Here is a 12,603-nt window from a genome sequence, read left to right as displayed (position 1 = left end):
GAAAATTTGAGAGCTACCACAGCCAAGGGAGCTGAAACTAAAACCAAGAGGATTACTGCAAACAATCCACCTGAGATCGTAGACACGAGAGTCCAACCCAAGGCTTTTGCTCCCAGTCCTAGACGAGCCATTGGATAACCATCCCAAAGCAACGGTACATGGATCGGATCACCAGGAATCTTAAATAATATCGCTGGAAATGCCCCTCCATAGGTACCTGCGAGATAGATGGCCGTTAATAATATAATGGCATTTGTGGCATCCATTACATAGGTAAAGGGCAACACAAGGATTATACCGGTTATAAGTGTTAGACCAGGAACTGCAGCACAGATCATCCCAACAAGCGCCCCGACCAATATCATCAGTAACGTAACCAGATTCAAATCCGCAATTATTCCCTGACCCAAGCTGGATAGAATTTGGATAAAGGTGTTCATTGATTCGCTCCTTTCTGAATTGTAGTAAATCTCTACAATAACGCAAATTAACTAACTCCTAACAATTTATAGAGTAAAAATGTAAATTCACCAAAGAACCCAATTCCTGTGGGTAAGGAGATATAGACAATCTTACTAAAAACTATTAGGAGGATAAAGGAGCCAATAAAACTGCTGCTTACAATCACCTTTTTATTCCGGTACCGGCCTAAAAACATGATTGCAGCAAGATAGAAAGTAGTGCATATAATAAACCCAATAATAGGTAGTAGGAAGATGTATATCCCAGTACCTACCATGCCACCTACTAAAAGCAACGGATACTTTTTATCTAAAGTCACTAATTCAGCCTCTTCGTCAGTTTTCGCTTCTAATATTGAAGGCTGCTTATCGATATTTAAGTAGATCAAGATGATATCCGCGACCGAAAAGACAAAAATCAAGATACATAACATTTTAGGCCAGAAATCCGGTCCAAGCCGCCCTGGCGTCTTAGTCACAACAAATTTAGTTGCCATATAATAACATATACAACTAAATAGTATAAGCAAAACACTGATCATAAGCTGCTGAGACTTTTTCTTGTCCACTGTCACTCCCCCTATCTAGTTATACAATAATTCTTAAATTAAAGGGCAAAAGCTTCAGCCCGTGCTAACTCTTTGCCCTTTAATTATCAGCCTAATCTTATTTCCCTAAAGCTTTGTTCATCTCCGCCACACTGTCTGCCAACGCTTTCTTGGCGTCTTCAGGTCCCATAAAACTATCCGAAGTAGTATAGTTAACCTTTAGGAACTTTTGGAAATCAGGTGATTTATCATATATTTCTTTCATAGCATCACTTAAAATCTTTATCTGCTCGGGAGAGGTTCCGGCTTTCATAATGATTGTACGGTCAAAGGGGAAGAATACCTTCATGTTCAGCTCCCCAGTCGATACAACGTCAGGGAATTCTGGCATCCGTTTCTCGTCAAACACTAAAACCGGACGCATTTGCTTTTGGTCTAAATAAGAAGCCACGTCCCCAGCTTGTTCGTATAAAACATCAGCATGGCCACCTAAAATCGAGGTATAACGTTCCCCTGGGTTGGAATATGGAATTTTGTTGACTGTAATACCATGATTCTTGGCTAAATAGGTAAGCGCCACATCATCAATGGATCCTTCTCCATTTCCAGCAACCTTCACTTGGCCTGGATTATCTTTCATTTTCTTTTCTAGGTCAGCCCAAGTCTTTATAGGGCTATCCATCTTTACAAAGAAGAACGATGGAGCTTTGAGCATGCGAGCAACCGTTGTAAATTCCTCTAATTTGAAAGCAGGTTTAGCACTTGCCAGCGTCGCATGGGTATCTGTTACATAGACATACATGTTATATCCATCAGCTGGCTCTGTGACTAGTTTTGCCATTCCTACAGCACCAGAGGCTCCGGCCATATTCACAACCGGGAAGGAGACACCTAGCTTTTGGCTTAACTCTTTACTAAGCAAACGACCTAATTGATCTGCGCCTCCCCCGGGTCCAAATGGTACAATGATGTTTATTGGTCTAGTCGGGTACTTTTCCACTTTTGCTGGGGCATTATCGGGCTTTTGGCTAACACTTGTTGGTTTACTTGTTGTTCCACATCCTGTTCCAATCGTTAGAACTAAGGCTATAACTAATATTAAAGCTCCAAGCTTTTTTATACCCCAGTTTGCACTTAAAACTTGCTTCATCTTAAGTCCTCCTTCGATTATAATTTTTCCCCTTGTATATCACTCGGAATGGTCTCCAGTTTGAAATTTTTTCAGGAAAAGCTACTATCACCTCTCTTTCAAAGTTGAAAGATGTTTTAATTTGAATAGGAGCTCTTCTCGCACGTTATAGATTAATCCGCATACCCCTATTAATGCTGTATAAAAGAAGGTAATTACTATAATTTAGGCTAAGAATTTTAGGATTTCTCTCGAAAATGCGGGCACATCATCCGGTACACGGGAAGTGATTAGGTTGCCATCAACGACAACTGCTTGATCCAAAAACTCGGCACCCGCATTAACTAAATCGTCTTTAATCGATTGGCAGGCAGTTACCTGCTTACCTTTTGTAATACCTGCCGATATCAAAACCCATCCGGCATGGCAGATCGCCGCAACTAGTTTGCCATTATTAAATAATTTGCGGACGATTTCTAACATTTGCGTATTTAATCGTATTTTATCGGGAGCAAATCCGCCGGGAATTATGACACCCTCTAATTCAGCACAATTAATGGTCGAAGGATTAAGCCCTCTAGTGAGCGTCCCAAGTTTGCTTGTATAAACATCTGCTCTTCCAGAGCCTATTACAATAACCTCGAACCCTGCCTCAAGCATACGATAATACGGATACCAAAACTCAATTTCATTATAATTATCTTCGATAAATATTGCTATTTTCTTCTTTAACATAATAACATCCTTCTTTATTTTTAATATTCTGTATATTTTAGACAAAAGATTATACAACTTTCAATTTTCAATTGACATGCTTGAAGTTTGTTATAACCCTTTATTGAATGTGAACAAATCTTGTACTTTAAAGCACCTGTTTAAGCAATGTACCAATCATACTTGGTCGGTCAGCCACAATAGCACCTACGGCAGTTAATGCTTCAACCTTGTCAGCTACTGTGCCTTTACCTGCAGTAATAATTGCTCCTGCATGGCCCATCTTTTGGCCTTTTGGTGCTGTTCTGCCCCCCATAAAACCAATTAATGGCTTGGTAAATACCCCATTTCCAATAGCCTCTGCAACTTCCTCTTCCATAGTCCCGCCAATTTCTCCGATCATTACAACGGCATCTGTATCGGGGTCTTTTTCAAAAAGCGGCAGGATTTCCGCAAAACGTGTGAAAGGTATAGGATCCCCTCCGACCCCAATGACAGAGGTAGAACCAAAGCCGGCCTTAACAATTTCAGCTGTAACCTCGTTCGTTAAGGATCCACTTCTGGTCATTAACCCAATACGACCAGGTTTATAAACCCTCTCCAACCAGTATGGAAAAAAGCCCATCATCGCTTTACCAGTGGAGATGATACCTGTTGTATTCCCTCCGATGACCATGGCACCTTCAGAAAGAGCCGCTTTACGGATTTGGACCATTTCATGGAGTGGAATTCCCTCAGCTGTAACGACAATTATTTTAATACCGGAGTCTAAGGCCTCATATATAGCACCTTTGGCAAAACGCGGTGGAACAAAGAGTAAGGAGGCATCGACTTGTTTGTGTTCTACTGCTCTGCGAACTGTATGATAAACCGGTACCCCGTCAACCTCCTGAGCCTCTTTTCCGGGAGTAACACCCACAACGACATTCGTCCCATAGTCTTTCATGTGCTTAGCCCAAAAGCTTCCCTCTTTACCTGTAATTCCTTGGATAAGTACTCTTGTGCTGGAATCAATGATAATACTCATCTTGAACCACCTCCCGCTAACTCCACTGCTCTCTTAACAGCCTCTTCTGTATCATTAAGTGGATTCAAGCCAACACTTCTTAACAACTCCTGGGCCTCTTCTTCACCTGTACCGCGGATAACAGCCACAATCGGAATATCTGGTTTTAACTCTTTAACAGCATCAACAATTCCTTGAGCCATAATATCGGCACGTGCTATTGTGCCAAAAGTAGCAATCAGGATGCACTTTGGTTTACTATCCAGCATCATTTTCATGCATTTTTGGGCTTTATGATAGTTGGGTCCTCCAAACTCAAGATAGTTTGCCACAGTGCCGCCGTAATAGCTGATTAAATCATAGACTACGTTAGCCAGACCTGCACCGGCCACCATCAGGCCAATATCTCCTTCGAATTGGATATAAGGTATACCATCCTGAGCTGCTTCGTATTCAAAATCATTTTTATAGTAATCCTTAGTGAAAGAATAGCGATTCTGTTTAAATAGAGAATTATCGTCAATACTGAACTTTCCGTCGGCAGCGATCATCGTTCCGTCTTTAAGGATCATCAGTGGATTAATCTCCACCAGTTCTGCATCATATTTTACGAATAACTCATAAAGTTTTAAGAGGACTTTACTTCCCGAGGCAGTTTGATCTTTGTTAAGTCCCAGAGAGTACATAACATTACTAGCTTGGAACGGCATCAGACCCTTCGCGAGATCGATTTTTTCCTTGATTATTTTTTCCGGTGTTGTACGAGCTGTTACCTCAATCTCTACCCCGCCATCGAGACATGCCATGACAAGTGCTGATCCACTGACCGGATCAATGGTGATGGCCATATACATTTCCTTTTCAAACTCAACTGCACCTTCAACCAATAATTTCTTACCAGTAACCTTTAAGATACGTTCAGCTTCAACACTTGCCTCTTCTTTAGTTGCTACAAATTTTACCAATCCGGCTTTACCACGACCACCTTGCAAAACTTGTGCTTTTAGTACACAAGGAAGACCAATCTCGGTCAAAGCATTATCTAATTGGCTAATACTACTGATGAGCGTGCTGGCCGGAACAGGAATTCCTTGCTCTTTAAACAGTTCTTTTGCTTGATATTCAAACAGTTTCATTTTTTCAGCCTCCCTATTTTAGCGACCGTATTTAGTCCAATATGACTCAAATAACTCCTCTTCAGTAGGGATTACTTCTGGAATCAACCTGGAAACTTTCGTAATATTAATGAAGTGTTTATAAGAAAGATTTTCCTTGATGTTATTACCTGCCCAGGTACCTCCACCCATGGATAGCGTAAAGTTAAGACCGTTATCGAAGCTTCCTCCATTACCGAAACATTGAACTTGGTTAATCAAGAGTCGACAAACGTCCATCTCCAAGCCAATCCGCTCGATATGGGCTTCATCATTAGTATGCAAACCACAAGAGTGCCCACGTCCGACAAATTTCAAAATTTGCTTAGTTAGCGTTAATGCCTGCTCAAAGTCTTTAACCTTATAAACTGTTAAGACTAAGGAAATTTTTTCACCAGAGAAAGGAAATGCTTTACCTACCCCTGTTTCCTCAACCATGAGGAAGGTGGCATTTTCAGCGTCTGGTGCAGTTATCTCGGCTGCTCTAACCATTTCTTCTGCGGATTTAGCAGTGGTCATACCCCGCCGTTTCCCATTTTGATCCCACATCGCCTTGTGCAGTTGAACTTTTTCCTCAGCATTACAGAGATAACCGCCTTCTTTTTTTAACGCTTCAACCATCTGATCATAGACTGCCGCTTCTATGACCACCGCATTATCACTTGAACAACTGGTTGCAAAGTCGAAGGTCTTACTCAACATAATCTTGTGGGCAGCCTCTTGTAGATTAGCGCTGGCATCGACGACTGAAACAACATTACCAGCACTGACACATACATTAGGGGTGCCACAGGTTTGACCAAGTTTAACATTATTACCAGACCCAGTTACGCTTACCAAGTCAGCTTGTTTCATTAATTCTCCGGTTGATTCTTTAGTCACCGGAAAGGGCAGGGTCTGTACTAGATCAAGAGGTGCACCTATTTTCTTTAGTTCTACATGAATATACTCTACCAGTTTTTCTGAAGTAGTGTACCCTTTAGGGGACGGGGCAATGATGGTAGCATTGCGTCCTTTCAAAGCCATCATCGTAATATTGGCGGGGGTTGCACCTGGATTTGTGGATGGGACCACTGCCGCAACAATGCCCACAGGTTTAGCAATTTCCGTAATCCCTTTAGCCGTATCAATATTTATAACTCCTACTGACTTAGCCACCTGATCCAACAAATCACGCAAGGTACCAAAGGTTTTGCGCTTATTTTTAGTGACCTTGTCTTCAAATTTACCTAATCCTGTATCTCGAACAGAAATCTGAGCGAGTTCTTCAGCATGTTCCTGTTGGTAAATAGCCCAAGCTACTGCTTGAACCAACGTATTCGCTTGTTCCTGTGTATAATCCTTGATTTCTTCCATAGCCGCGCGCCCTCTAGTTATGAGCTCTTCAATAATTAGCTTTGTATCAACGATTGCTTCAGCATCCATTTAATATTCCTTCCTTCCTTCTTTTCATTATTCTCTGAGTTAGATTTATAATTGCTAGCCATAAAATTATTTAATAGTTAATTTTGAAAATTCAGTCTATTTTTATTTAAATTTTTTACCCTGCTAATTTTATGATTGTCCTTTTAGAGGGCGTGAAATCACACGAACTTACACGCCCTATCTAAACTAATTACCAGTTCCTTACATCTAAGTGCTGGTACTTAGGAAGAAAACGGGTAGGCATTTGCAAGGCATCTTTTCTAAACGGAGGAGCAAGTTGGGTTCCATCACAAACGATTTCTAGTAGGAATGGCTTACGTAAGCTTATTGCTCGTGTTAAGGCGGGGCCAACCTCTTCTGGTTTCTCTACACGGATTCCTTCAGCACCCATAGCAATGGCAACCGGCACAAAACTTACAGGATTAGGGATATCTGCACCGACGAAACGATTATTGTAGAAGTCGACTTGATTTTTCTTTTCAGCACACCAAGCTCCATTTCTGAAAACAATGGCTACAACGGGTAGGTTATGCTCCACTGCAGTACTTACCTCGTGCAAGCTCATCCCCCATGCTCCATCCCCAACAATTGAGATACAGGGTACGTCCGGACTAGCCATTTGGGCTCCTAGTGCTGCTGGATAAGCAAATCCTGTGTTCCCAAAGGTAAGAGCTGCAATATGCTTACCCTCCCCTTTAAACTCAAGATAACTGTTCGACGTCGAAGCAACGTTTCCAATATCCGTCGCTACGATGGCATTGTCCGGCAAGGCTTTTTGAATTTCTAACAATGCACGACGGGGATTAATCGGTACTCCATCAACCATGGCTAAGGTGATCAATTCTTCTCTCCAAGCCTTTACGCGTGCTTCGATTGTCCCCATACGAGCTTGATCTACTTTAGGAGCAGGTAGTTTATCTTCTAAGCGCTTAAGGATCTCCAGAGAAGCTTCCTTAGCGTCACCGATAATACCCACTTCCACAGGATGTGTACGAGCTAGATTTCTTGGATTTATATCGACTTGAATAATCTTGGCACTTTCCGGGAAGTAATTGATATCGTATTGCGGCAAGGTCCCAAATACGGATAACCTAGTTCCGAGAGCCAAGATCACATCAGCCTCGGCCAGTGAGTGCATGGCTGCTTTAGATCCCATATAACCGATTGGTCCAACCCAGAGAGGATGATCACATGGGAAGGCGTCATTATGCATATAAGTACAAGCAACCGGAGCCGTTAGAAGTTCAGAAATTCTTGCCACAATATCAGTGCTCTTGGTATCTACGACTCCACGTCCGGAAACAATGACAGGAGTCTTAGCGGAAAGGAGGATTTCAGCAGCCCTATCAAGAGCCTCGATAGAACCACAACCACGGTTATCGACTCGATATTGATGAGGTTCTAAAATCTGTTCTTCAACTTCTCCGTAAAAGTAATCTCGGGGGATGTCATAAAGTACAGGTCCACGTTCTGCATAGGCAATGCGGAATGCCGTTCTTAAACAATCTGCAGCACGTTTGGGATGCGGAACTCTGATTGTAGCCTTTGTGATAGCCTTGAAAATTTGTACAGTATCAGCTTCTTGGAAGCCATCCCAACCGATAGTAGGTGTACCAGCAGATGGACAAAGAATAACCATTGGGGTATGTGCCGAATTCGCAGCAGCAACAGAGGTAACCATGTTCGTAATTCCTGGACCATTTTGTCCGATGATTACACCACATTTCCCTGTAACGCGACAGAAGGCATCTTCCATATGGCCCGCAGATTGTTCATGACGCACCGGGATAAATTTAATTCCAGCCGTCGGGAATAAGTCAAGTAGATCCATAAATGCTGAACCTAGAATACCAGTTACATGGTCTACACCCTCTGCTAATAGTGTCTCACAAATAGCTTCACTTGGTGTCATTTTGACTTTTGCCATTTTTCTTTAACCCTCCTTCTCAATTACTTCTTTAGTTATTTCGACTTTCGTACGGACGTCATGATGTCCGTACCAGTTGATTGTTTATACTATATGGTCATCTAATCAATAAGTCAATTCTTTTGACACTAGTCCTTAATAAAGAATTTTAATGGCCAAAGAGATCAATTATCTATTTCCCACCCATCTTACTTTACTAATCAACAGCAATGGTAAAAATAAAGAAAGTCCTCACCTTTTTCAAGGGCGAGGACTCTTAACGCTTCCTTATTGACGTGACATCCTAATATTTACTGAATATATATCGGCTCGTAAAGTTGAACTAACAAACTCAATCAGCACACCCTCATTATCCCAGGTCGATCTTTTTATTACAAGTACGCTTGCTGTTTTAGAAATACCTAACAAGGCAGCATCTTCTTTTGAAGGTTTGTTACTGGTGATTATTTCTTCAGCCGACCATGGAGTAATTCCCATCTCAGATTCCAGCAGCTTATAAATATTGGTATCATTTAAATCATAACTCGCCAATCTTAGTCCCGTTTCTGTTTTGAAACACTTTCTCTCAATGGCAACTACTTTGTCGTTGGCAGAACGCAATCTTTCAATTTCATAGAATTCTTGTCCTCCAAACATATCCGAAATTACTTGCGGCGAAGACTTAATTCCCTTAGAGAGCAACTTGGCCCCTGGTTTCATTCCTGCTCGTTTAATCGTTTCAGAAAAAGTACTAATATTTCCCAGCCATTGTTCTTGGATCGGTCTCAATGAAACAAATGTCCCTTTACCATGCTTTTTTTCTACGACTCCTTCTCGTTCTAAGGCCCCTACTGCCTCTCGAACCGTGGTTCGGCTCACAGAAAAAATATCCATGAGTTCTCTTTCACTGGGTATCTTACCCTCAATATTTCCATTTCGAATCTCGTCATTCAGACAATCCTTTATTTGAACATGTAATGGTAATTGACTTTTAGTATTTATTTTCACTTTTAAATCGCTCCACTTCCGCTATATGGGTTAAAATAATACATCGCAACATCACGACGTACGTACCACTGTTCTTAATATAATGTAAATCTTCTAAATAGTCAATTGGCTTAAAATTTCTTTCATAATCCTATAATAACGCTAATTTGAAGTAAATGGTACCCCCTCTCGATGCTCATTATGTATTGTGTATAATCAGCTATTGAATGCACGATAAAGGTAGTTTCTTAAAGATAATTAGAGTATAATAGTTTTCTGGAAGGTTGCAACAAAAAATTTGCGGTAGAGGTTATGTCGATTGACTATAAAAAGACAGCCAGATAGTTGCAATTCTGGCTGTCTTTAATATTACTGACTCGTTGGCTAGCCAACTTTATTTTGGGGCAAACTTTTCATATTCGGCCATAGAATTCCTTGTCCGTCTTAGTCTTTTATCAGTATTGCGCCCATTGGGCAATATCGGACACATTTGTTGCACTTTATACATTTATCTTCATCAACAACTGGTGCATCAAAGCCATTCTGTTCTAGCGCTCCCACAGGGCATACTCTAATAGAAGGACAAGAATGATTTTGGGGACATCGATTTTTCTGGACTGATATTTTCATTTTCGAACAACCCTCCTGCAAAGTATTTTACCTAATTGGCTATTAGTATAAGCTTACTGGTACTAAGCTTAACTAGTTACCCTCACCCCGCATACCCCCTAGGGGTATACTGGTATTGTAATGGGAACAGGATTATTTGTCAAGGAAAAATTATCGGCTTTCGGTCAGGTGTTTTTTCTGGGACGCCTGTTTCCTGAGAATCAGACTAATAGTCCTTAAGCAATTTCAAATCTCCATTTATCAATAAAATGGAGGACTAACAAGATTTGTGTAGAATAATAGTACAATACCGCTGAAGATCAGGAAGGAGAACCTTTATGAGCAAAATTCAAATGAATGTCCCCTTAGTAGAAATGGACGGGGACGAAATGACAAGAATTATTTGGCAATGGATAAAGGAATTATTAATTGAACCCTATGTTGACCTTAAGACCGAGTATTACGATTTAGGATTGCAAAAAAGGGATGAGTCTAACGACCAAATTACCATTGATTCAGCCCTTGCTACTAAAAAATATGGTGTAGCGGTCAAATGTGCCACGATTACGCCTAATGCCCAAAGGGTTGAAGAGTATCACTTAAAAAAAATGTGGAAAAGTCCTAACGGTACGATTCGAGCAATACTTGATGGCACTGTTTTCAGAGCACCGATCATCGTTGACGGTATTAAGCCTTTTATTCGCACTTGGACAAAGCCTATTACGATTGCAAGGCATGCCTATGGAGATATCTACAAGAATGTTGAGTACAGAGTCGGCGGCCCAGGTAAAGCCGAGCTTGTCTTTACCGGAGAGAACGGGGAAACCCGCCAGACTATTTTTGATTTCAACGATACAGGAATCATCATGGGCATGTACAATATCGATAAATCAATCGAAGGCTTTGCTCGGACCTGCTTTAATTATGCTCTGGAAGTTAAGCAAGATTTATGGTTTTCCACGAAAGATACGATTTCCAAGATCTATGATCATACTTTCAAGGATATCTTTCAGAGGATCTACGACCAAGAATACAAACTAAAGTTTGAAGAAGCCAAGATCGAATACTTCTACACTCTTATCGATGACGCCGTAGCTCGTGTTGTTCGCTCAGAAGGTGGTTTTGTCTGGGCATGCAAGAATTACGATGGTGATGTCATGTCCGACATGGTAGCCACTGCGTTTGGTAGCTTAGCCATGATGACGTCTGTGTTATTATCTCCCGATGGTCATTATGAATATGAGGCAGCTCACGGAACAGTCACCCGGCATTATTACAAACACCTTAAAGGAGAAGAAACTTCAACTAATTCCATGGCCACGATTTTCGCCTGGACAGGAGCCTTAAGAAAACGGGGCGAATTGGACGGAAACGAAGAGCTTGTGATCTTTGCCGACAAGTTAGAAGCCGCTTCCATTAAGACCATTGAAGAAGGGGTTATGACTAAGGATTTAGCAGAACTCTCTGAGATACCGAATAAGAAAATCGTCTCAACGCGAGACTTCCTTGTTGGAATTCAACAACGTTTGAATATAATCCTATAACATTGAAGTTTTGCTAGGAGCTGCCCACTTAGGGGAGCTCCTTTGCTTTTTTAGAGTCATAGCATGTTTTAAGTTCGAACATCTTTGAACGAGTCATGGCGGGTTCTAACGTTGAACATTTTTGCTCGTTTCATGTCCAGCGTATAGAAAGCACTTCCATATTGCATAATAGGAATCAGGAGGTGTTTCTCATAGAGCTTTATTGGCTTATTCAGGCAGTTGCCTACTGGTCTCTGGTTTTATTATTAATACCCCTTAACTATCTTAAAAAGCTTATGTTGTTTTCTTTTCTAGGTGGGTTCATCTATACATGGATCGTTCAAATAGTTGCCGTCAATCTTTATAAAGGTTGGATTTTTGCATCAGATATACTCATGATCTACAATATTCCCGTATTTTTTACTTTGAGTTGGTTTGCCGTTACTACAATTTACGGTTATCTATTATGGCGTTTTCCAAGATATCAGCTATGGATTGTTTTATTCTTTATTTTATGGGCGACTGTTATGAACTACACAGCCCTATCACTTAATCAGATATTCCTTCCGAAATGGAGTATCCCTCAAACGTTTATGTTTGCAATTTTTTCTCATGTACTTTTACTTTATGCTTTTAAATATCTCCATCATGTGAATGAGTTAGGTGCTACCGAAACTATGCTAGAGGATTCATTTCTTTTGTTTAAACCCGAGTTTGGCGACATTTTTTTCCAGACCCAGGCGTAGCAAGGCTTTAGACCATGCGTAAGAAAGCGTTTTGTCACTACAACATGTTTTACAGTAAGAAATTATTGAACTGGTTAATCACTTTCGGCTTCATCATTTTTTCACAACTAAATAATTTGACCAATTTTTCCTGCTGGTCAGTCATCTCTGTAATAGTTAATGAACGTTGAGAAGAATTTTTTAACCCAACCTGATTTAATCGACAGCTACTCACTTGTCGCAGCAGTTCTTCAGACGACTGTGTGATTTCCGCTTTCCTGAGCATCATCTCGATTGAGTTTATCAGCAAGTAAGCTAAGATGCAGATGGTCACATGGGCTTTCACTCGCTCTGGCCGTGTCAAATAGATGGGACGTAATGCAAGTTGTGATTTCATCTCTCGAAAAGCTTCTTCA

The 12,603-nt window shown here is 41.0% G+C and carries 12 protein-coding genes and 1 pseudogene; 2 read left to right on the top strand and 11 right to left on the bottom strand.

What is annotated here, in order from left to right:
- The 10 genes from JL57_RS00980 to JL57_RS00935 form a co-directional block, all read right to left on the bottom strand.
- The coding region (locus JL57_RS00980; protein ID WP_034140186.1) for a tripartite tricarboxylate transporter permease at nucleotides 1–440 on the bottom strand (440 nt) is incomplete at its 3' end.
- A 47-nt stretch (nucleotides 441–487) separates the two neighbouring features.
- Nucleotides 488–1,030 (bottom strand): tripartite tricarboxylate transporter TctB family protein, encoded by a 543-nt coding sequence (locus JL57_RS00975; protein ID WP_034140185.1) that lies wholly within the window; start codon nucleotides 1,028–1,030, stop codon nucleotides 488–490.
- 97 nt (nucleotides 1,031–1,127) lie between these two features.
- Nucleotides 1,128–2,159, bottom strand: coding sequence for a tripartite tricarboxylate transporter substrate binding protein (locus JL57_RS00970; protein ID WP_291299558.1), 1,032 nt, complete (start codon nucleotides 2,157–2,159; stop codon nucleotides 1,128–1,130).
- A gap of 204 nt (nucleotides 2,160–2,363) precedes the next feature.
- Nucleotides 2,364–2,873 (bottom strand): type 1 glutamine amidotransferase domain-containing protein, encoded by a 510-nt coding sequence (locus JL57_RS00965; RefSeq protein WP_034140184.1) that lies wholly within the window; start codon nucleotides 2,871–2,873, stop codon nucleotides 2,364–2,366.
- A gap of 127 nt (nucleotides 2,874–3,000) precedes the next feature.
- Complete coding sequence (locus JL57_RS00960) at nucleotides 3,001–3,879, bottom strand: CoA-binding protein (RefSeq protein ID WP_034140183.1); 879 nt, start codon at nucleotides 3,877–3,879, stop codon at nucleotides 3,001–3,003.
- Nucleotides 3,876–4,994, bottom strand: a complete 1,119-nt coding sequence (locus tag JL57_RS00955) for a succinate--CoA ligase subunit beta (RefSeq protein ID WP_034140182.1) — start codon at nucleotides 4,992–4,994, stop codon at nucleotides 3,876–3,878. The genes JL57_RS00960 and JL57_RS00955 overlap by 4 nt, the downstream gene beginning before the upstream one ends.
- 18 nt (nucleotides 4,995–5,012) lie before the next feature.
- The gene (locus JL57_RS00950) at nucleotides 5,013–6,437 is read right to left on the bottom strand and encodes an acylating sulfoacetaldehyde dehydrogenase (RefSeq protein ID WP_034140181.1); all 1,425 of its coding nucleotides are present in this window, start codon (nucleotides 6,435–6,437) and stop codon (nucleotides 5,013–5,015) included.
- Between the two features lie 190 nt (nucleotides 6,438–6,627).
- The gene (xsc, locus tag JL57_RS00945; RefSeq protein ID WP_034140180.1) at nucleotides 6,628–8,364 is read right to left on the bottom strand and encodes a sulfoacetaldehyde acetyltransferase; all 1,737 of its coding nucleotides are present in this window, start codon (nucleotides 8,362–8,364) and stop codon (nucleotides 6,628–6,630) included.
- A gap of 267 nt (nucleotides 8,365–8,631) precedes the next feature.
- Nucleotides 8,632–9,351, bottom strand: coding sequence for a GntR family transcriptional regulator (locus tag JL57_RS00940; protein WP_034140179.1), 720 nt, complete (start codon nucleotides 9,349–9,351; stop codon nucleotides 8,632–8,634).
- Nucleotides 9,352–9,774: 423 nt separating this feature from the next.
- The gene (locus JL57_RS00935) at nucleotides 9,775–9,960 is read right to left on the bottom strand and encodes a 4Fe-4S binding protein (protein ID WP_034140178.1); all 186 of its coding nucleotides are present in this window, start codon (nucleotides 9,958–9,960) and stop codon (nucleotides 9,775–9,777) included.
- Between the two features lie 317 nt (nucleotides 9,961–10,277).
- On the opposite strand from JL57_RS00935, the gene JL57_RS00930 reads away from it, so the two are divergent.
- Nucleotides 10,278–11,483 carry an NADP-dependent isocitrate dehydrogenase gene (locus JL57_RS00930; RefSeq protein ID WP_034140177.1) on the top strand — a complete coding sequence of 402 codons (1,206 nt, stop codon included), beginning with the start codon at nucleotides 10,278–10,280 and terminating at the stop codon, nucleotides 11,481–11,483.
- A 182-nt stretch (nucleotides 11,484–11,665) separates the two neighbouring features.
- The gene (locus JL57_RS00925; protein WP_291299557.1) at nucleotides 11,666–12,208 is read left to right on the top strand and encodes a hypothetical protein; all 543 of its coding nucleotides are present in this window, start codon (nucleotides 11,666–11,668) and stop codon (nucleotides 12,206–12,208) included.
- Nucleotides 12,209–12,257: 49 nt separating this feature from the next.
- On the opposite strand, the pseudogene JL57_RS00920 reads toward JL57_RS00925, so the two are convergent.
- Nucleotides 12,258–12,603, bottom strand: a pseudogene (locus JL57_RS00920) (transposase); the annotation flags it as partial.

It is taken from the genome of Desulfosporosinus sp. BICA1-9 (assembly GCF_000802135.1).
This window is presented reverse-complemented; position numbering and strand designations above follow the sequence as displayed.